19 protein-coding genes and 1 riboswitch are annotated in these 21,439 nt (G+C 44.9%); of the genes, 9 read left to right on the top strand and 10 right to left on the bottom strand.

Annotated features, from left to right (window positions below):
- Positions 1–823: 823 nt before the first annotated feature.
- Positions 824–1,453, top strand: coding sequence for an ATP-binding cassette domain-containing protein (locus PSI22_RS02630; RefSeq protein WP_273578437.1), 630 nt, complete (start codon positions 824–826; stop codon positions 1,451–1,453).
- A 34-nt stretch (positions 1,454–1,487) separates the two neighbouring features.
- Here PSI22_RS02630 and dinG read toward each other — a convergent pair whose 3' ends face one another.
- Positions 1,488–3,623, bottom strand: coding sequence for an ATP-dependent DNA helicase DinG (gene dinG, locus PSI22_RS02625; protein WP_273578436.1), 2,136 nt, complete (start codon positions 3,621–3,623; stop codon positions 1,488–1,490).
- A 281-nt stretch (positions 3,624–3,904) separates the two neighbouring features.
- On the opposite strand from dinG, the gene PSI22_RS02620 reads away from it, so the two are divergent.
- The gene (locus tag PSI22_RS02620; protein WP_012987526.1) at positions 3,905–4,060 is read left to right on the top strand and encodes a lipase chaperone; all 156 of its coding nucleotides are present in this window, start codon (positions 3,905–3,907) and stop codon (positions 4,058–4,060) included.
- A gap of 60 nt (positions 4,061–4,120) precedes the next feature.
- Positions 4,121–4,960 (top strand): 3-mercaptopyruvate sulfurtransferase, encoded by an 840-nt coding sequence (gene sseA, locus PSI22_RS02615; RefSeq protein ID WP_273578435.1) that lies wholly within the window; start codon positions 4,121–4,123, stop codon positions 4,958–4,960.
- 78 nt (positions 4,961–5,038) lie between these two features.
- Here sseA and PSI22_RS02610 read toward each other — a convergent pair whose 3' ends face one another.
- From PSI22_RS02610 to rhlE, 3 genes are all read right to left on the bottom strand, one after another.
- Complete coding sequence (locus tag PSI22_RS02610; RefSeq protein WP_273578434.1) at positions 5,039–5,287, bottom strand: GlsB/YeaQ/YmgE family stress response membrane protein; 249 nt, start codon at positions 5,285–5,287, stop codon at positions 5,039–5,041.
- A 379-nt stretch (positions 5,288–5,666) separates the two neighbouring features.
- The gene (dusC, locus tag PSI22_RS02605; RefSeq protein ID WP_273578433.1) at positions 5,667–6,608 is read right to left on the bottom strand and encodes a tRNA dihydrouridine(16) synthase DusC; all 942 of its coding nucleotides are present in this window, start codon (positions 6,606–6,608) and stop codon (positions 5,667–5,669) included.
- 20 nt (positions 6,609–6,628) lie between these two features.
- Positions 6,629–7,987 carry an ATP-dependent RNA helicase RhlE gene (gene rhlE / locus PSI22_RS02600; RefSeq protein ID WP_273578432.1) on the bottom strand — a complete coding sequence of 453 codons (1,359 nt, stop codon included), beginning with the start codon at positions 7,985–7,987 and terminating at the stop codon, positions 6,629–6,631.
- A 376-nt stretch (positions 7,988–8,363) separates the two neighbouring features.
- Between rhlE and PSI22_RS02595 the strand changes: the two genes are divergently transcribed.
- From PSI22_RS02595 to PSI22_RS02575, 5 genes are read left to right on the top strand one after another with little or no spacing between them, the layout of a single operon-like run.
- The gene (locus tag PSI22_RS02595) at positions 8,364–9,041 is read left to right on the top strand and encodes a transcriptional regulator (RefSeq protein ID WP_273578431.1); all 678 of its coding nucleotides are present in this window, start codon (positions 8,364–8,366) and stop codon (positions 9,039–9,041) included.
- 57 nt (positions 9,042–9,098) lie between these two features.
- The gene (hlyD, locus tag PSI22_RS02590; protein ID WP_273578430.1) at positions 9,099–10,091 is read left to right on the top strand and encodes a secretion protein HlyD; all 993 of its coding nucleotides are present in this window, start codon (positions 9,099–9,101) and stop codon (positions 10,089–10,091) included.
- 9 nt (positions 10,092–10,100) lie between these two features.
- The gene (locus PSI22_RS02585; protein WP_273578429.1) at positions 10,101–11,837 is read left to right on the top strand and encodes an ATP-binding cassette domain-containing protein; all 1,737 of its coding nucleotides are present in this window, start codon (positions 10,101–10,103) and stop codon (positions 11,835–11,837) included.
- Positions 11,834–13,009 (top strand): ABC transporter permease, encoded by a 1,176-nt coding sequence (locus PSI22_RS02580; RefSeq protein WP_273578428.1) that lies wholly within the window; start codon positions 11,834–11,836, stop codon positions 13,007–13,009. The genes PSI22_RS02585 and PSI22_RS02580 overlap by 4 nt, the downstream gene beginning before the upstream one ends.
- Before the next feature lie 12 nt (positions 13,010–13,021).
- Positions 13,022–14,128 carry an ABC transporter permease gene (locus PSI22_RS02575; protein ID WP_273578427.1) on the top strand — a complete coding sequence of 369 codons (1,107 nt, stop codon included), beginning with the start codon at positions 13,022–13,024 and terminating at the stop codon, positions 14,126–14,128.
- Between the two features lie 269 nt (positions 14,129–14,397).
- Here the strand turns inward: PSI22_RS02575 and PSI22_RS02570 are convergent, their stop codons facing one another.
- The 5 genes from PSI22_RS02570 to moaA form a co-directional block, all read right to left on the bottom strand.
- Positions 14,398–15,108 (bottom strand): Bax inhibitor-1/YccA family protein, encoded by a 711-nt coding sequence (locus PSI22_RS02570; protein WP_038249971.1) that lies wholly within the window; start codon positions 15,106–15,108, stop codon positions 14,398–14,400.
- 194 nt (positions 15,109–15,302) lie between these two features.
- A complete protein-coding gene (moaE, locus tag PSI22_RS02565; RefSeq protein ID WP_273578426.1) occupies positions 15,303–15,755 on the bottom strand; it encodes a molybdopterin synthase catalytic subunit MoaE in 453 nt (150 codons plus the stop codon).
- Between the two features lie 2 nt (positions 15,756–15,757).
- Positions 15,758–16,003 (bottom strand): molybdopterin synthase sulfur carrier subunit, encoded by a 246-nt coding sequence (gene moaD, locus PSI22_RS02560; protein ID WP_273578425.1) that lies wholly within the window; start codon positions 16,001–16,003, stop codon positions 15,758–15,760.
- The gene (gene moaC / locus PSI22_RS02555) at positions 16,000–16,479 is read right to left on the bottom strand and encodes a cyclic pyranopterin monophosphate synthase MoaC (RefSeq protein ID WP_273578423.1); all 480 of its coding nucleotides are present in this window, start codon (positions 16,477–16,479) and stop codon (positions 16,000–16,002) included. Before moaC ends, moaD begins: the two co-directional genes overlap by 4 nt.
- 34 nt (positions 16,480–16,513) lie before the next feature.
- Positions 16,514–17,497 (bottom strand): GTP 3',8-cyclase MoaA, encoded by a 984-nt coding sequence (gene moaA / locus PSI22_RS02550; RefSeq protein ID WP_273578540.1) that lies wholly within the window; start codon positions 17,495–17,497, stop codon positions 16,514–16,516.
- A riboswitch (molybdenum cofactor riboswitch) is annotated at positions 17,484–17,640 on the bottom strand. It overlaps the preceding gene by 14 nt.
- A 291-nt stretch (positions 17,641–17,931) precedes the next feature.
- Between moaA and yvcK the strand changes: the two genes are divergently transcribed.
- Positions 17,932–18,840: a uridine diphosphate-N-acetylglucosamine-binding protein YvcK gene (gene yvcK / locus PSI22_RS02545; RefSeq protein WP_273578421.1), complete on the top strand. Its 909-nt coding sequence runs from the start codon at positions 17,932–17,934 to the stop codon at positions 18,838–18,840.
- Between the two features lie 56 nt (positions 18,841–18,896).
- On the opposite strand, the gene uvrB is transcribed toward yvcK, so the two are convergent.
- Positions 18,897–20,924, bottom strand: coding sequence for an excinuclease ABC subunit UvrB (gene uvrB / locus PSI22_RS02540; protein ID WP_273578419.1), 2,028 nt, complete (start codon positions 20,922–20,924; stop codon positions 18,897–18,899).
- Positions 20,925–21,439: the final 515 nt, after the last annotated feature.

Here is a 21,439-nt window from a genome sequence, read left to right as displayed (position 1 = left end):
AAAAAATCCTTTTTCTTATTCAGAATAATATTTTTAGCTTACAGTGCTATTCCACTATCTATGTTCTTTTTTCTTGGATTATTATCTAACGATAAAAGTAGCATAGACCATATTACATCAGTGTTATTTTTAGTTACTTCATTTTCTTGCATCGGTTTTTTCTTGTATGAATTAAGATTATTCTCTTTTCTTAGTCTATCTGTTATTTTTATTTTATTTTTTATCTTCAAGCATGGGCCATTATACAATATTTCTTATACTGCCATTATCTTATTGGTGGCTTTGAATTTGTTTATCAAGACTAACGATAATATAAGCCACCGAATAACAGAAAGATCCTTTTTGCCTTCATTTCTTTTATCCCCTTATTTTATAAATTTATTATACTTTATAAAAAATAAAAAAATATTCACCATAAATTTAATTATCTCAGTGATACTCTCCTATCTGGTTTGCTATATTGCTTATCAGCAAACACCCGATAGAACAATCTATATAACAATAATATATCTCAGTTTTACACTCTATATATTCACTCTATTTTTCTACAATATCATTCACATAGAAAACAAACATCTATCTTATCTTGTTAATTTTTCATCAAAAAGAAAATTTATTTTTATTAATTACAGCCTGTGTTTTTTATTATATATAATATGCGGCCTGCATTATATTATAATAACCCAATCAACTCCGCTATTAATTTTTTATTATTCAGGAATTTACTCATTAGTAGCACTAATAAATTTATTAAGATCGCAATATACAAAATTAATAACCCTATGTGTTATTGTTTTATTTTCTTGTTTAGGAGGATATATTTATGCTTAATATTGTCGGATTAGATATTTCAGTTGGCCATAAAAGAATACTTTCTGATATTAATTGTCAGTTTGATATTGGGCTAAATCGTATTGTAGGTGTTAATGGTTCTGGAAAAACCACGTTTCTTTCCTGTGTTTCTGGTATTAACAAAATTGATAAAGGGAAAATAAATCTTATTAAGGGTAATAAAAATCATCCATTCAAACTACAAAAGCAGGGTTTTTATCTTTCTGATCATACTGATTTTTATCATTTTCTTACCGGACTGGATATCATAAAACTCATTAAACGTTATAAAAAAATAAATTGTTATCATCAGTTAGATGATTATTTAACAGGATTTGGCATATCCGGTTATCTGAATACTAAATTTGGTGATATGTCACTAGGAACCAAAAAGAAATTATTACTGACATCAGCATTAATGACTGATGTCGATGTTTATATTTTAGATGAACCCACCAATGGCCTTGATGTGGCATCAATGGGGTTTCTAAAGGAAAAATTCAGTTTTCTTGCTGACAAGAAAATTATCATTTTCAGTTCACATGACGAAAGTTTCTTAAAAGATCTCAACATACATGATTACAAAATACATGAAAACCGTATTTCCAAAACGGGAAGTTAGCATAACTTATCGTGGTCAATAACGCTTCATCGCGTTATTGACCTTTTTTCATTTGCAGTAATTCATCTTCTGACGGCACAGCCGGTTGCTCAATAGGAAATACCGGTAAAGCATTCAACAGACGGGAACCATAACTTTTGCTCAGTAGGCGCCGGTCATAAATCACCACCTCACCATAACACTCATGACTGCGGATCAATCTTCCCACTTGCTGAATAAGGTTGAAAGACGCACTCGGCAAACTTTGTACTTCAAAAGGGTATCGCTTTAAGGATTTCAGCCATTCACTTTCCGTAATGATGACCGGATTGGTCACAGGAGGAAAAGCTATTTTATGGATATGTACTTGTGAAAGATAATCACCTTTCAAGTCCAGCCCTTCCGCGAATGACTGCAATCCAATTAGCACGCTGGGCTGCCCTTCATCAATACGTCTGCAATGAGTTTCCACCAATCGATAGCGCGGCTGATCACCTTGCACCAATAACATAAGCCGCAATTCTTTCACGAAAGTGAGAAAACCTTCCATTGCACGCTGGCTGCTAAATAACACCAGCATTCCCCGATAGGCTCCCATCAGTACCTGCGAACGAAAATAACGCGCCATTTCTTCAAGATGCTGCATTTCATTTTGAATAGTGGGTTCCTGCGTCATCTGGGGAATAATAATACGTCCCTGGCGTACATGTTCGAAAGGAGATGACAAGGTGATAAAGCGATCATCATAATTTTCATGCAGCCCAGTCAGCTCCTGAATACGAGAGAAGCTATTTAGAGAACGTAATGTCGCTGATGTCACCACAACATGGGGAATATTACGCCATAACAACTGCGTTAATTGCTCGCTGACTCGAATGCCTGCACAGTGAAAATAAAGATGCGATTGGTTTTTCTCACAACGGCGAGTGAGCCATTTCGATATTGGTGCATGGGAAGATTCTTCCTGTGATGCTAAACGCCACAGTTTCACCATATTCTCAAAGTAACCCAATGTTCGGCTGGTTTGCAGAATAGCATGATGCAACCTGACAATATCCTGTTTGGCTGTTTGATCGGTAAGATCATTTAAAATCGCTTCAGACAGGCCACGCAACCCATCAGTAAGTTTGAATAATTGCTGGCAGCATAACAGCAAATTTTCAGGTAATTTTCCCAGTTCAAATAAATATTCTACTGCTTCACGGCGTTCGGGCAATAATACCTGTGTGATATCCGCTAGTTCCTTAAAACATTCACGAATTTTTTCACAATGTGCCTGCAAACGGGTGATGTTTGCCAAAGCTGGCGGTTTTGGCGGGCGAAATTGAAGCAAGTATTGCTCTACATGACGAATAAAGGTATCCAACTGCCCATTAAGTTGAAATAACGTGATTTCGCCTTCAACTTCCAGTGAATCCCTTGCAACATCGGGAATATGATGCCCTTCATCCAAAATCAGCAGCAGGTTTTTCGCTTCCGGTAAAACGGATTCACTTTCCAGTGCAGCCATAACCAGAGAATGATTGGCAACGACAACATCCGCATTTTCAATTTCTCGACGGGCAAGGAAAAATGGGCAGCGATGGTAAAACTGGCAGTTTCTCGCCAAACAATTCATTTTATCGGTGCTGACCTTTGCCCACAGCGAATCCGATAACGCCAGTTGATGATGGTCACGCAGGCCATCCCATGCAAAAGTGCTGTAATCACTGCGCAGCCTACGGCACAGTTCCCGTTCTTCACTATTAGCGATTTCGGTTTTGTCTTCGACCAAAAGCATCAGATCAATCTGCTCCCCCTCCGTAGCACAGATAGCTTCCAGATTGCGTGGGCAAACATACCGCGCACGGCCAAAAGCCCCGGTGAATTTCAGGTCAGGGATGAGCTTGCGTAACAACGGCAAATCTTTGCTGTAAATCTGATCTTGCAAAGCAACATTGGCGGTACTGACCACTAGCGGCTTTTTTTCCGCCCGACTGACGGCAATACCCGGGATCAGGTAAGACAGCGTTTTACCGACCCCGGTCGGGGCCTCTATCACCAAATGCCGTCCCTCTTCATCTGCCAGTGTCTTTGCAACCTCTGCAATCATCTGACGCTGAGGCTCACGTGGAATGAAGCCATCAATATGGATGGATAATGCCTTATACCATTGGCTAATCTGATTTTTTATTGAACTGGAAAGTGCCATGAGTTTTGCTACGTAAAAATTGGAGGGCTATTCTCCCATAGAGCGACCATCAGATCAGCTTTATATCGCTATTATTGGGAACACGTTTCCAGCTTTTTCATTGAAGAAGCAAGAAAATCGGTTATTACTTGTTTGGAATACAGAAGCCGATATACTTTTGGCTTTCCGTGTCGGCTATAAACCATGACTAGAAGCTATCACTGAGAACCACGACTTAAAATATAGCTTTTAAAAACATAGCGGCTAAAAATTCTGATTAAAAATCTTATTGAGAACTAAAGATGAAAAAAATCCTGCTTATTATCATCGTGTTATTTTCCCTCGGCTCTATTGGCGGTGTCTTTTTGGCAGGGCTGAATATGTACACTCGCTCAACAACTCCGGTAGAAGAGCCACAGCAGTCACAGCAGGAAAACGCCCCGATAGGGCAACAATAACCGTCAATATATCCGCTTTTATTACAATATCCGGCATTGCAACATCATGTGAGAAAGCTCATGAAAAATGAATATTTTGTTAGTCCGCAATGGTTAAACGACCATCTCCATGATGAGAATGTCGTCATTGTTGACGCCAGCGCCCCCATGCCTACCCAAACTATCGATTATCACCAGTTATGGCTGGATAACCATATTCCGGGTGCCCAGTTTTTTAACCTGGATAAAATCGCCAATCTCCAGACTAACCTGCCACATATGCTGCCAGAACCGGAGATTTTCCGTCAGGCCGTTGGCGCGATGGGGATCAGTGAAAACCATCTGGTGATACTTTACGATCAGGGGAATATGTTCTCTGCCCCACGAGCATGGTGGACTTTCAAGATCTTTGGCAGTCGCAATATCCGTATTCTTGAAGGGGGTTTGCAGGGCTGGCAGCAAGTGGGTTATCCAACGGAATCAGGTGAAGTTACCCGTCAGCCCCAAATTTTCAATATCCAATTCGCCCCTGAAAAAGTCTGTTCTCAGGAACAGATTCTTGATGCTCTCCATAATAAAGCGCCAATACAGTTTATTGATGCCAGAGCCGAAGACCGTTTTCAGGCCAAAGTACCAGAACCTCGCCCCGGTTTGAGAATGGGGCATATCCCCGGCTCAAAAAATGTCCCGTGGACAGCATTGATTGATAATGGAAGTTATAAGTCACCAGACGAGATTGCAGCTATATTCAAAAAGCAAGGCATTGATTTAAAACAGCCAATGATGACTAGCTGTGGTTCTGGAATGACAGCCGCAGTTTTAGTATTAGGGCTGGATATGATTGGTCACAAAGAAGTGGGATTATACGATGGCTCTTGGGCGGAATGGGGTGCCGATGATTCTCTTCCGTTAGAAAAATAGATAAAACAGCAAAGGGCATCAAAATATCATGCCCTTTTTCCTATCAAACATATGAGTCCTACTGAGTTTATAAGACGATTAATTAGAAATTTTATGGTATACAAATAGGACAATTATCGCACCCACGACTGCAATGGCAAAACTCCCCAGATTAAACCCATCAACTTTTCCCATGCCGAAGAATGTACTGATATATCCACCAACGACTGCACCAATAATGCCTAAAATCACCGTCAGGATGATACCGCTGCTGTTATCCCCCGGCATAACCCACTTCGCAATAATTCCAGCAATTAAGCCAAAGATAACCCATGACAGGATACCCATATACAACCTCCAGAATTGATTAGATGATTTGCTTAAGAACCTTAGTATAGGCTCTAATAGGGTTTTACTGTATATTTCTCTTCTATGCCCTAATTTAAGACACTAAATAAAAGAATTGCAAATAGTAAAAGAAAAGATATTTATAAGTCATTAGCCATATTTATATAAAAATTAACATTAAAAATCAGAATCCATTAATGAAATTTAAAAGTTAATTTTTCCAAATGAATAATTATCACAGGTCAGTTTTAGCAAAACATTTTTTCAGTATAATGGGAAATATTCGGACAATATAATAAAGATGAAAGGGATATAGCAGATAATTTAATAGCGGCTGGGTGAGTCCCAGCCGCAACGTTCTTTCAATTTATAACAATAATCATACTTCTGCGGCTGAAGAGATAATATTTGAGATAGCAGCAGATGTTTTCAATGCTCTGATCTGCATAAATAACTCATCGGCTTCATCATACTCTTTACGTAGATAGCCAAGCCACTGCTTGATGCGGGCAACGTGATACATGCCTGTATCGCCCTGCTTTTCCAGATAAGTATATTTTTGCAATAGCTGAAGCACACCATTCCACGGCATTCTTGGTTCGTTGTATTTAATAACACGACTCAAGTTTGGTACATTCAGTGCGCCACGGCCTATCATCACCGCATCACATCCCGTCACCTTCATGCACTCCTGAGCACTGTGCCAATCCCAGATTTCACCGTTGGCAATCACTGGAATGGCGAGGCGACGTCGGATCTCGCCAATCGCCTGCCAGTCTATGCGTTCTGCTTTATAGCCATCTTCTTTAGTACGCCCATGCACCACCAATTCGGTCGCGCCCGCCTGCTGAACAGCATCCGCAATTTCAAACTGACGATCACCGGAATCCCATCCCAGACGCACTTTTACCGTAACCGGTAATTCTTCAGGTACAGCGTCCCGCATCGCTTTGGCACCACGGTAGATGAGTTCAGGGTCTTTCAACAATGTAGCTCCCCCACCGCTGCCATTCACGGTTTTGGAAGGGCAGCCGCAGTTTAAATCAACGCCCCATGACCCCAATTCAACTGCCCTGACAGCATTTTCGGCCAGCCATTCTGGGTATTGCCCCAGAAGCTGTACCCTGACGGGGGTTCCTGATGGTGTCCGGCTCTGATGATCCAGTTCAGGACACAACCGGTAAAAAGATTTCACCGGCAGCAAACTGTCCACCACACGCAGGAATTCCGTGATACAAAGGTCATAATCGTTGACCTCACTCAGCAGTTCCCTGACCAGAGAATCCAAAACACCTTCCATCGGGGCCAGTAAAACGCGCATGGATTATTTTCCTGATACGGCTAGTTTGCTTTGGATGAAGTACGCGGCCAGCCCTGTCGCGATGGTGCACCTTTACTGCGCGGACGATCACTGTTTTGCTTGGTACTGCTTTGGTTAGAACGACTCTGGTTGGAGCGGTTCGGCTTGGTACTACCCTGATTGGAAGGGCTTTGTCTGCCGTTGCCACGCTGACTGCCACGGGAATTACTTCCATTCAGAATGGGCTCAGCTTTAATGGAAGGATCAGGGTCATAACCCGAAATCGCAATACGTGGAATTTCACGCTTCAGCAATCGTTCAATATCGTGCAGGAGTTTGTGCTCATCGACACAAACCAGCGATATTGCCTGTCCTGTCGCTTCCGCACGGCCTGTACGGCCAATACGATGCACGTAATCTTCCGCAACATTAGGCAATTCAAAGTTAACGACGTGGGGTAGCTGATCGATATCCAATCCACGGGCAGCAATATCTGTCGCCACCAGCGCACGTATCCGGCCTGACTTGAAATCGGCCAGCGCACGGGTTCTGGCTCCCTGGCTTTTATTACCGTGAATCGCAGCAGCAGTGACACCATCTTGACTGAGCTGTTCCGCCAGACGGTTTGCACCATGTTTGGTGCGGGTAAAGACCAATACCTGCTGCCAGTTCTGGTTGCCTATCATATAAGAGAGCAATTCTCCCTTACGTTTTTTATCCACAAAATGAACAGCTTGATCGATTTGTTCAGAAGCCGAGTTACGACGGGCAACTTCTACGCTCACCGGATCACGCAGCAATTTATTAGCAAGGCTCTTGATATCATCAGAAAAGGTCGCCGAAAACAGTAAATTCTGGCGTTTTGCGGGCAGTTTGCTCAATACCCGACGAATGTCATGAATAAAGCCCATGTCCAACATGCGGTCAGCTTCATCCAAAATAAGGATTTCAACATGGGATAAGTCCACCGCATTCTGGTGTTCTAAATCCAACAGACGCCCCGGCGTTGCCACGAGAATATCGACACCACCACGTAATTTCATCATTTGTGGATTAATGCTGACTCCACCAAATACAACCAGTGAACGCAATCTGAGATATTTACTGTAATTGCATACATTTTCACCCACTTGAGCCGCCAGCTCACGGGTCGGTGTCAAAATCAGCGCCCTGACCGGACGACGACCTTTTGCCTGAGCCGAAGATTCACTCAGTAATTGCAAAATTGGCAAAGTAAACCCTGCCGTTTTCCCCGTTCCCGTCTGGGCACTAGCCAAAAGATCTTTACCGGACAACACAACAGGTATGGCTTGCTGCTGAATAGGGGTGGGTTCCACGTAACCTTGTTCTTCAACGGCACGTAAAATATCAGCCTTCAAGCCGAGTGACTCAAAATTCATAAATAAGAAATGCTCCAGACTTCACCATTCCTGAAACCCGTTCAGGAGCAGTTTTATGGGAAGAAAACAGACGCGATAAATCGCAAAGAAATTACACAAACTGCAATGCATCATAAGCGCGGCATTATAACAGATATGTTTTTCTAAACAGCATAGAAGAAAAGAATAATTGACTTTTATATGCTAATAAATGTGCCTATTGGCAGAAAACGTTTGCAGGAAATGACAAAAAATAGGCATATTATTTTTTTTTGGTGGCGATTTAACGTAAATTTATGCCAGCTTTACATCAGGTTACTTTAGTTTTAAAGTTAATCATATGATTGATATATTGATGGCATTTTCGAAAATTCTTTGTAACAGGATACCGCATAACATGGCAGCTAAAACGACTCAAACATCGCGAGGCGAACAGGCCAAACAGCAACTTATTGAATCAGCGATAGAAATTTTCGGGAAGTCCGGTCTGGAAGGTGCGACCACCCGTAATATTGCCCAGCACGCAAAACAGAATATCGCCGCTATTTCTTATTATTTCGGCTCTAAAGAAGGGCTATACCTTGCTGTCGCACAATTTATTGCCGATAAGCTAAAATCGGAATTTTCCCCACTCGTTGAAGCGATTGACCGTTTTTTTGTCGAAACTTCTCAGCCTTATCCACCAGCGCAGATACTGGCATTTATCCATGAAGGAATGACGAGGTATAACTGTCTGATTTTCGAAACAAGCAGTATCAATCTCAGCCGAATCATGTCACATGAGCAGTTGACGCCCACAGCGGCTTACAGCGTTATCCATGAACAGGGGCTTGCCCCGGTTTATTCCCGTCTGAATAAACTCATCGCCAATTATATCGGCGCGGATGAACGCCAGATTTCAACACAGATCCACACACATGCCCTGTTAGGGGAAATTCTTTCTTTCCGTCTGGCACGAGAAGCGTTACTACGCCAAACGGGTTGGGACAATCTTGGCACCAAAGAATACGAATTAATCAATCAAGTGTTATCTCAACACATCACTTTATTGCTTAACGGGTTACGGCAGAAGTAACTCACCCAATGCCATACAGGCTGAAAATTAAAAATTGAATAACGCATAAGGGATGGTATGAACAGTAAAAAGTTTGCTCTTTTCCTATTAGCGATCATCGTTGTTATCGGAGCTATTGTCGGCATTAATTATTATCAGGAACAAAATGACAAGGAATTAATTCTGTATGGCAATGTTGATGTCAGAACCGTCAATCTTGGCTTTCGAGTCGCAGGTAAGCTGGCAGCCCTGCAAGTAGATGAAGGCGATGCAATCACTGCGGGTCAGGCACTCGGCCGACTCGACGATGCCCCCTTCATCAATGCCCTGAACCAGGCGAAAGCAACCCGTGATGCCGCCAAAGCAAATCTTGCCAAAACCGAAGCCGGTTATCGCACTGAAGAAATTGCTCAAGTACGTGCCGAGACCACGCAAAAAGAATCCGCATTCCGCTTCGCTGATAGCTTCCTGAAACGTCAACAGGGGTTATGGCAACGTAAAATGATTTCCGATAACGATCTGGATAATGCCAAAACCGGCCAACATCAGGCGCTGGCGGCTTATCAAGCGGCAAAAGATAAGTTACGTCAGTTTGAGGCTGGTTATCGTAAAGAGGAAATTGCCGCCGCCAAAGCGCAACTGGCACAAGCAGAAGCGGCCGTGGCACAAGCAGAGCTTAATTCACAGGATACGCAACTGACTTCACCGTCAGCGGGTGTCATTCTTACCCGAGCCATCGAACCCGGCACGATGCTGGCAGCCGGAAACACCGTCTTTACACTCTCGCTGACCAAACCTGTCTGGATCAGAGCGTATATTGATGAACCCAATCTGAATCAAGCGATAGCAGGGCGCGAAATCCAAATTTATACCGATGGGCGGAAAAATCAGCCCTATCACGGCAAAATCGGCTTTGTTTCTCCAACGGCTGAATTCACGCCCAAAAATGTTGAAACACCCGACTTAAGAACCGATTTGGTCTATCGGCTGCGCATTATTGTCAACGATCCCGATGAAGGGCTAAAACAGGGAATGCCTGTCACTCTGCGTTTCACTGATTCTAATAAGTAAGGCGCGAATATGACCAGTTCGGCTTACACGATAATACTGAACGGCGTAGAGAAAACATTTCCGGGGTTGGACGTTCCTGCCGTATCGCACTTGAATGCAGAAATTCAAGGGGGATCAGTCACCGGTCTTGTCGGGCCGGACGGTGCCGGAAAAACCACGCTGATTCGGATGCTGGCAGGGCTATTGAAGCCCGATAACGGCAATATTAAAATCATGGGGCTTGATCCCATCAAAGACAGCGTTGAAGTGCGTTCTGAACTGGGCTATATGCCGCAGAAGTTCGGTCTGTATGAAGATTTAACCGTGCTGGAAAATCTCAATTTATACGCAGAGCTGCGGGGTGTGATTCGCGAAGAGCGCAAGGCCACTTTTCAAAAACTACTGACTTTCACAGATTTAACCCATTTCACTGGGCGGCTGGCGGGAAAATTGTCCGGGGGCATGAAACAGAAACTGGGGCTTGCCTGTACGCTATTGGGAAGCCCGAAAGTTTTGCTGCTTGATGAGCCGGGAGTGGGTGTTGATCCCATTGCCCGTCAGGAATTATGGCAGATGGTGCACGAACTCGCTTCCGACGGAATGTTGATTCTGTGGAGCACGTCTTATTTAGATGAAGCAGAACTGTGCCGTGATGTTTTACTGCTGAACCGTGGTGAATTGCTCTATCGCGGTCAGCCGCAGAAATTGACCCAGAATATTGTCGGACGATCTTTTCTACTCGATGTCAAACAAGGTTCCCGCCGTAAAATCCTGCAACATGCGCTCACGCTGCCACAAGTGACTGATGGGGTGATTCAGGGAAGATCTGTGCGTCTGATCTTAAAAGCTGGTGTAGACCAAAGCGGTCTACTCCAGCAAATAGGGCTGCCTGATGCCAAGCTATTTGACGCCGAACCTCGCTTCGAAGATGCCTTTATCGATCTACTGGGTGGCGGTCCCTCCCATCGCTCTGCACTGGCAGAAATCATGCCGCAGATACCGCCCAATCCGACGGAAACCGTTATAGAAGCCCGTAGCCTGACCAAAAAATTTGGTGATTTTGCAGCCACTGATCATGTGGATTTTCAGGTGAAGCGCGGGGAAATTTTTGGCTTGCTCGGGCCTAATGGTGCTGGAAAATCGACGACCTTCAAGATGATGTGTGGGCTGATCATCCCCACTTCGGGCAATGCGCTGGTTCTGGATATGGATTTAAAAACCAGTTCAGGCAAAGCCCGCCAGCGTCTCGGTTATATGGCACAGAAATTTTCCCTCTATGGCAATCTGACCGTTGCACAGAATCTTAAGTTCTTCTCCGGTGTTTACGGGCTGAAAGGCCGCCATCAGCGGGAAAAAATGACTGATATGGTCAATGCCTTTAATCTCGAACCGATCTTGCATCAAACCACCGACAGCCTTCCGCTCGGCTTTAAACAGCGTCTTGCCCTTGCCTGCGCCTTGATGCACGAACCCGATATTCTGTTTTTGGATGAGCCAACGTCGGGCGTTGATCCACTGACTCGCCGCGAGTTTTGGCTACATATCAACGGAATGGTAGATAAAGGTGTTACCGTGATGGTGACCACCCACTTTATGGATGAAGCAGAGTATTGTGATCGTATCGGGCTGGTATTTCGGGGAAAATTGATCGCCGCTGGGACACCTGATGAGCTGAAACAGTTGGTTACTACTCCTGAACGTCCCAATCCTTCAATGGAAGAGACCTTTATCGATCTTGTGGTGAATTATGATAAGGAGCCGCAATGAGTCATCCTGAACACACTCGCCCTGAATATCAGGGATCCCATAAAGCTGTCAGTTTTTCATGGCGTCGGTTAAAAGCACTGTGCATTAAGGAGAGCAAACAAATTGTCCGCGATCCCAGCAGTGCCTTGATTGCGGTAGTTATCCCGTTGATGCTGCTGTTTATCTTTGGTTATGGCATTAACCTTGATTCCGGCAAACTGCGCCTCGGCATTCTGATGGAACAACAAAGTGAAGATGCCCGTGAACTCGTTCATGCATTTACAGGCTCGCCCTATATCGATGCCACTGTCAGCGACAATCGCCAACTCTTGATCAATAAAATGCAGATGGGTGGGGTTCGCGGCATCATCGTGATACCGGTAAATTTTGATGTCCAGCTCGCCCGCGTTGGTGGCCATGCCCCCATTCAAGTGATCACCGATGGCAGTGAACCCAATACCGCCAATTTTGTTCAAGGCTATGCGAAAGGCGTCTGGCAAATCTGGTTACAGCAACGGGGGCAAAATCGCGCGGTTTCAACGGCTCCACTCATTGACATCCAAATCCGCTACTGGTTTAACCCTGCAGCCATCAGCCAGCATTTTCTCATCCCCGGTGCTATTTCAATTATTATGACGGTGGTAGGAGCGATCCTCACTTCTCTTGTGGTCGCCCGCGAATGGGAACGGGGAACCATGGAAGCACTGCTGTCAACCCAAGTCACCCGAACTGAATTACTGCTCGCCAAATTATTACCCTATCAAGTGCTGGGTTCTTTCGTCATGGTGCTTTGCATGGTATTCACCGTGTTTGTACTGGGCATTCCCTATCGCGGCTCACTCTGGCTATTGGCACTGATTTCCAGCCTCTATCTCGCTACCGCCTTGGGTATGGGCTTGCTGATTTCTACTGTGACACGCAATCAATTCAATGCAGCAATGATTGCCCTGAATGCCGCTTTTTTGCCTGCCATTATGTTATCCGGCTTTGTTTTTGAAATAGACAGTATGCCCGCTTTTATTCAGGCAACGACTTATATCATCCCTGCCCGCTATTTTGTCAGCAGCTTACAAACGCTATTTCTGGCGGGTAACATCGGCACTGTGCTGATCACGAATTTGCTTCTGCTGATTGCCAGCGCCATCGTTTTTATTGGCTTGACCGCATGGAAAACCCGTCGGCATCTGGATTAAGAAGGAAAGAGCATGTTTTACAGCCTGTATACGCTAGTCATAAAAGAGTTGCAGTCTCTCCTGAGAAATCCCCAGACACGAGCCACTCTGATTGTGCCGGTTCTCTTTCAGATGACCCTGTTTCCCTGGGCGGCCACGCTGGAGGTCAAGAATGCCACGATTGCTATTTATAATGAGGACAAAGGTCAGGCTTCCATTGAATTAACCCAGCGGCTGGCAAAATCGAAAGCATTTCCTGATATTATTCTGCTGACCAGTTCACAGGAAATCCGCCCGACGTTAGATAACCGCAAAGCCCTGCTATTGGTGCGCTTTCCACAAAATTTCAGTGCCAATATTGCCAGCCAGACACCAACGTCAATTCAGGTCTTACTGGATGGACGTAACTCAAATAGCGCACAAATTTCCGCTAATTATATCCAGCAGATTGTGATGAATTATCAGAAGGAATTATCAGGCAATTCGGCCAGTCTCAACAATAGCGACTTGATCATTCGTAATTGGTATAACGCCAATCTGGATTATAAATGGTTTGTGGTGCCATCACTGGTTGCCATGATTACGACAATTGGCGTTTTGATCGTGACCGCACTTTCCGTTGCCCGTGAAAGGGAACAGGGAACACTGGATCAATTGCTGGTTGCTCCGTTGGCGACATGGCAGATTTTCCTCGGCAAGGCGATCCCCGCATTGGTTGTGGCAACCACTCAGGCCAGTATTGTTTTACTTATCGGGACATTGTTTTACCAAATCCATTTTGCCGGCTCCCTGCTGCTATTTTATGGCTGCACTCTGGTTTATGGACTATCGCTTGTTGGTTTTGGCTTGCTTATCTCCGCTGTCTGTTCAACGCAGCAGCAGGCTTTCATCGGCGTGTTTGTGTTTATGATGCCAGCTATTCTGCTGTCTGGTTATATTTCTCCCGTCGAAAATATGCCCGTTTGGTTACAGGATATTACGTGGGTTAATCCTATTCGGCATTTTACTGATATCACTAAGCAAATTTATTTGAAAGGTGCGGATTTTTCGGTGATTTGGCACAGCTTATGGCCGTTATTAGTCATTACCGTGACAACTGGCGGGATCGCTTATCGGTTATTCCGTAGTAAAATTGCTTGATGAATTATGAAAAATTATTTTCTCCCGAACTTTTGGCTGATTTTTCCAGTAATGTATTCCACAGGGGCAACTCTTGACCGGAGGTGCAAAAAGAGAAAAACATAATCTATCATCATTCTATTTTTACATTTTCTTTAAAAATAATTAACAAAAAAATAATGGGAAATAATATATCAACAATTAATCAGAAAAAGATCTTCTTACTTTCTTTTATTTCTAATATAAAAAAACCTGCTGGTGCAGGTTTTTTCCAAAATATTCAGTGGTGATTAACGACGATCACCGAGAATACGTAATAACATCAGGAACAGGTTGATGAAGTCCAGATACAGAGTCAATGCGCCAGTAATGGAGTATCTGCGCAGGTTTTCTTTATCGTTAACATCCAGCTCCGCACCCATTTCTTTCAGTTTCTGGGTGTCATAAGCAGTCAGACCCGCGAAGACTAAAACACCAATATAGGTGATTGCCCACATCAGTGCCGGGCTTTTCAGCCAGATGTTTATCAGAGAAGCCAGAACGATACCAATCAGCCCCATAAACAGGAAGCTACCTAAGCCACTCAGGCTGCGCTTAGTGGTGTAACCATAGACACTCAGTGCACCAAACATCGCCGCTGAAATAACAAAAGTGCTGGCAATTGAACCACTCGTGTAAATCACAAAAATACTGGAAAGCGTCAGTCCCGTCAGCATGGAATACAGCATAAACAGCCCTGTCGCCAGCGCACCGCTCATTTTATGAACCAAGCCAGACAGCACAAATACCAGTGCAAGCTGAGCAATGATCAAGCCATAAAATACGATGGAGCTACTAAAGATTGCGTTTAAGATTTCAGGGCTATTCGCTACATATCCTGCAACAAACGCAGTTAACAGCAGACCACAAGTCATCCAGCCGTAGACTTGTGCCATATAAGTTTGTACACCAGAGCCAGCTTTCTGGACAATCGAACCACTAGAACGTTGATATCGGTCCATGACGATTACCTTTTAATAACAAGTTAAGGGATTGAGACTGCTTAAAAATAAACAATCTATTCAAATGTTATACATTAGCATAGAACATTAACAAAACCATCCGCCAATTAATGGCAATTTCAGTGACATATTATTTAACTATCCAGTTTTAGAGATAGGCCGCAAAATTATCAGCCAAAAGATTTTACCGTTATTTACCAGCGTCCAGCCGCTTCCTGATCACTCTCTCGCGTTGCTACCCAGCGCTCTCCTTCCGCCAGAGACTCTTTTTTCCAGAATGGTGCTCTGGTTTTCAGATAATCCATAATAAATTCAGCCGCAGCAAAAGCCATGCTGCGGTGAGCGCTGGTGACACCAACGAACACAATCTCCTCGCCCGGATACAATGCACCGATGCGATGAATGACACTAATTCGTTGCAGCGGCCAGCGCTGACGGGCTTCGTCAATGATAGCCTGCAACATTTTTTCCGTCATACCCGGATAATGCTCCAGTGTCAGTGCCTTGACGCTATCCCCCAGATTATGATTACGCACTTTGCCCGTAAAGGTAACGACTGCGCCATCATCATCGCACTGCGAGAGCCATTGGTATTCATCACCGACGTTGAATGTCTCTCTTTGGACACACACTCGTGTGTTTTCCATGATCATCCCCCCGTAACTGGCGGGAAAAAAGCCACTTCATCACCATCCTGCAAAGGGTGTTCAGCATGTACAAAAGATTGGTTCACTGCGGCAAGCAATTTGCCCTCCTCCAGTGCCAGCGCCCATCGTTCTCCTTTCTCAATCAGAGAGTGACGAAGATCCGCAACCGTTGGGTATTCATGAGGCAGTTCAAGTGAATCAACCCCTACCAGTTCACGAACCTGTGCAAAAAATAGGACTTTTATCATGATCCCACCTTAAAGTTTCCTGATTTGCCGCCGCTTTTTTCCAGTAAACGTACCGGCCCAATCACCATATCTTTTTGCACTGCCTTACACATGTCGTAAATCGTCAAAGCCGCCACGGAAGCAGCGGTCAAGGCTTCCATTTCTACGCCGGTTTTCCCCGTCAGGCGGCAGCAGGATTCGATTCTGACACGATGATGTTCGGTTTGTGCTTCTAGTTGCACTTCGACTTTACTCAGTAGCAGCGGATGGCACAGTGGGATCAATTCCCAAGTTCGCTTCGCTGCCTGAATTCCCGCAATACGGGCAGTCGCAAAAACATCGCCTTTATGGTGATCACCCGCGACAATCATGGCCAGCGTTTCAGCCTGCATTTCAACAAAGGCTTCTGCCCGTGCCTCTCGCACGGTTTCCGTTTTGGCAGAAATATCCACCATATGGGCTTCACCCGCAGTATTGATATGGGTCAGTTGGGACATTCTCCGCTCCTGAAAAATGAATTGAGCCGTTAAATTAACCGCCAATGAAAGAAAGATTAGGGGTAATGCCACTATCCCCCTGATGTAAAAAGTGAGTCTCACGCTTATGGCGCAACCCACCTTGAATGCGCAATTTTAGATCATCAAGTAACGTGTCATCGGACAATAAATCACGCAATGGAATTCCCTGTTCACCAAACAGGCACAGGTGAAGATTGCCAATCGCAGAAACCCGCAGGCGGTTGCAGCTTTGGCAGAAGTTTTTTTCATACGGCATGATAAGGCCAATTTCGCCCTGATAATCGGGATGACTAAAGACCTGCGCCGGCCCGTCACTGCGGGTGCGTTGCTGTTGCTGCCAGCCCTCTTGCAGCAGATGGCGACGGATCACTTCACCGGAAAGATGGCGACGGCGGAACAATTCACTGCCTTCCCCCGTTTCCATCAATTCAATAAAACGCAATTGGATCGAACGATGTTTAATCCACTCCAGGAAAACGGGCAGGCTAGTATCATTGACGTTTTTCATCAATACGGCGTTGACTTTCACTGCACTGAACCCTGCGTCAAAAGCCGCGTCAATGCCACGCATAATCTGGAAAAATTTATCCTGTCCGGTAATGGCGTGGAACTGGCGGGGATCAAGGCTATCCACACTGACGTTGATCGCCGTCAGCCCCGCCTCTTTCCAGCGGGCAACATCGCGCTCCATTCGGTAGCCATTGGTCGTTATAGCGATTTTTTTGATCTGGGGGTTTTCATGCACTGTCGCGATGATATCGCAGAAATCACGACGCATAGTGGGTTCTCCGCCCGTCAGGCGAATTTTTTCCGTCCCAAGTTCAGCAAATGCACGGCTGACGCGGCGAATTTCTGGCAGGGACAGGAACGATTGGTGCCCATGAGGGTGATAGCCATCAGGCAGGCAATATGTGCAGCGAAAATTACACACATCTGTAATCGATAATCTCAAGTAATAAAATTTGCGGGCAAATGCATCTACGAGTTGTTCCACAATAACACCTTCCAAATACGGGAGATGCAGGCATTTCTACCTTGCACCCTGGTGACTCAGGAGCCACGGCCAAAGCATCATATCAATGTGGTATCCGTGTGATAGAACAACGACTTAGACACAGAGGCTAGGAGTTAATACCAATTTCAATCATTATGTGAATAATTGTGTGAGTAACGAGATTCTCGTTGCTGATTCTAACGTTTAAGATAATAAAAAGCTAACACCAACCTTCGATATATATCTTATTACACAACGAGTTAATGAAACGTTGTCACATCGACTTCCGAAGATGCATCACTCTGTTATCCATCAAAATATTCGGCAAAAGATCGGATAAAATCACGGCAATTTCTCAAAGCATCATATTTTATGATAAATTACACCCGATTTATTAAGGCTATATAAGTTTAGTCAATATCAGTAACAGGAAACCTATGCGAAACCGCACATTAGATGATTTAGATCGTGTGGTCGCCCTCGGTGGCGGTCACGGACTTGGGCGCGTCATGTCTTCCCTTTCATCTCTCGGTGCCCGTCTGACCGGTATTGTCACAACGACTGACAATGGGGGATCAACCGGAAGAATACGGCGTGCTGAAGGTGGGATCGCCTGGGGTGATACCCGCAATTGTTTGAATCAACTGATCACTGAACCGACGGTCGCTTCCGCCATGTTTGAATATCGATTCAGTGGTAATGGCGAACTGGCCGGCCATAATCTGGGCAATTTGATGTTAAAGGCGCTGGATCACCTGAGTGTCCGCCCCCTTGAGGCCATTAACCTGCTCCGCAGTCTGCTAAAAGTCAATGCACATCTTATCCCGATGTCCGAACACCCTGTCGATTTAATGGCTGTCGATGATCAAGGCAATATGGTGTATGGGGAGGTCAATGTTGATCAACTCAGTTGTGTACCACAGGAGTTAATGCTCTATCCCCATGTCAGCACGACCAAGGAAGCGCTGGAAGCCATCGAGCGGGCAGACTTGATTTTGATCGGGCCTGGTAGTTTTTTCACCAGCCTGATGCCGTTGTTGTTACTGGAGGATTTAACTCAATCTCTGCGCCGTAGCAATGCCAGTATGATTTATATTGGCAATCTGGGGAAAGAACTCAGCCATGCCGCCGCAGGGCTGTCGTTGAGCGATAAGCTTGAGATGATGGAAAGTAAGATTGGCCGCAAGATGATTGATGCGATTATTGTTGGTCCCTGTACTGATATCGGCTCTTTAAGTGGCCGGGTTGTGGCTCAACAAATTTTAGAGGCTCAGGATATTCCCTATCGCCATGATCGTGAATTATTACGACAGGCTATCGAAAATACCCTGCAAAAATTGGGCTGACTATTTTGCAAGTGGAGAGTGATGCTATTCACTCCCCACATTCCATTCTATTTCCATTACGAGTTAGCAATAAACTGTGCCCGCAATGCCTGTACCTGATCACGAATATTCGCCGCCTGTTCAAATTCCAGATCCCGCGCATACTGGTACATTTTTTCTTCCAGTTCACAAATTTTGTTTTCCAGCTCTTTTGCCGACAATTTACGGTAATCGTCAGTGTCAGGAGAAGCTTTACCTCTTCCTTTGGCTTTTCCTTTACCATTCGCTGGTTGACCAATTTTCAGGAGATCACCGATTTTTTTATTCAGCCCTTTCGGTACGATGCCGTGTTCCTCGTTAAATGCCTGCTGTTTGGCACGACGGCGCTCGGTTTCATCAATAGCTTTTGCCATAGAGTCGGTGATTCTGTCACCGTACAGAATAGCCTTGCCGTGCAAGTTACGCGCCGCTCGACCAATAGTCTGGATCAGGGAACGCTCTGAGCGCAGGAAACCTTCTTTATCCGCATCCAAAATTGCCACCAGAGAAACCTCCGGCATGTCCAAGCCCTCGCGCAGTAAGTTAATGCCCACCAGCACATCAAACTCGCCCAGGCGAAGATCACGGATAATTTCCACCCGTTCAACGGTATCGATATCAGAATGGAGATAACGCACTCGCTCGCCGTGCTCTTCCAGATATTCAGTCAAATCTTCTGCCATCCGTTTTGTCAGCGTCGTCACCAGTACTCTCTCGTTTTTCTCGGCACGGATACGAATTTCAGATAGCAGATCATCAACTTGCGTGGCGACAGGACGAACTTCAATTTCAGGATCAATAAGACCCGTTGGACGCACCACCTGCTCAATCAGATCGTTACCTGATTTTTCCAATTCATAACGACCAGGGGTTGCGGAAACATAAATCGTCTGGGGCGCCAGTGCTTCAAACTCCTCAAACCGCAATGGGCGGTTATCCAATGCTGATGGCAGGCGAAAACCATAATCCACCAGCGTTTCCTTTCGGGAACGATCGCCACGGTACATACCGCCAATCTGCGGGATAGTGACGTGAGATTCATCTACCACCAGTAAACCATCCGCTGCAAGGTAATCAAACAACGTTGGCGGCGGCTCACCTTCGGCACGGCCAGAAAGATAACGGGAGTAGTTTTCAATGCCAGAGCAGTAACCCAGTTCGTTCATCATTTCGAGATCAAATTGTGTTCTCTGGGTAATGCGCTGTTCTTCCAGCAGTTTATCCGTCGCCAGAAGCATTTTGCGTCGCTGTTCCAATTCAACTTTAATGTCTTCCATCGCCTGAGTAATACGCTCACGCGGTGTGACATAGTGAGTCTTGGGATAGACGGTATAACGCGGCACGTTGTACTGGATCTGACCGGTCAGTGGATCAAACAGGGAAAGCCGCTCTACTTCATCATCAAACAGTTCAACACGCAGCGCATGTTCATTAGATTCTGCGGGGAAGATATCAATCACTTCGCCACGCACCCGGAAAGTTCCGCGCTGGAATGCCTGATCATTGCGGGTATATTGCAGCTCTGCCAGACGATGCAAGATGGCGCGCTGATCAATAAGCATGCCATCGGTCAGATGAAGCATCATTTTCAGGTAGCTATCGGGGTCACCCAGACCATAAATCGCAGAAACCGAGGCAACCACCACCACATCCCGACGTTCGAGCAGAGCTTTCGTTGCCGACAAACGCATTTGTTCGATATGCTCGTTCACAGAAGCGTCTTTTTCGATAAAGGTATCTGAGCTGGGTACATAGGCTTCTGGTTGGTAGTAGTCATAATAGGAAACAAAGTATTCCACCGAGTTTTCAGGGAAGAATTCTTTCATTTCGCTATAAAGTTGAGCCGCCAGCGTTTTATTGGGAGCAAGGATCATCGTTGGCCGATTCAGATTTGCAATAACATTAGCTATCGTGAAAGTTTTGCCTGATCCTGTCACCCCCAAAAGCGTCTGGTGGGCAAGACCATCTTCCAGCCCTTCCTGTAATTTCCGGATAGCGTCTGGCTGATCCCCTCCCGGTTCGAAATCAGAATGTAACTTGAATACTTTGCTCGTTTCTTTGCTCATGCTCTACTTCCACCTGATATCATTTACAACAAAAAACCCCTGCACATCCAAATGCCGACCCAAACTCTCTTATAATACTGGATAAAAAACCAGCTTCAAGTGAGTTAATAAAATAATATTGTTTTTATTGCAAAGGAAGTATGTGGAGGTTTGGCAAAAGAAACCAAAATAACTTTATCGTGATATTAACTTTTAATTAACACCTGACGTGACTATTTTTATCCCCAGATATTCGTCTTGATTTTTCCCATTTTTGTATTAGCGACTGAAATGATAAAGCACTGGATCGCAAAGGGGCGCTGAAAGGGATTGATTTTATATAATCAACTGATTCTGATAAAAAAAATATCAGAGGAGAGAATAACAGCAAATCTTGCGCAAGCCGCGTATTATCTTGTGTCAGAGTACTTTTATAAAACTAATGCACAAGGTTATCCACAGGAATAGTGGATAACTCAGCAAACCCTATTAGGCATGGGAGGTTACGGAGTTATCCCCTTTTATAAATTTCTTCA

It is taken from the genome of Xenorhabdus aichiensis (genome assembly GCF_028598775.1).
GTDB classification, from domain to species: domain Bacteria; phylum Pseudomonadota; class Gammaproteobacteria; order Enterobacterales; family Enterobacteriaceae; genus Xenorhabdus; species Xenorhabdus bovienii.
Note: the sequence above shows the minus strand (reverse complement) of the source record. Positions and strands in the feature narration are given on the sequence as shown.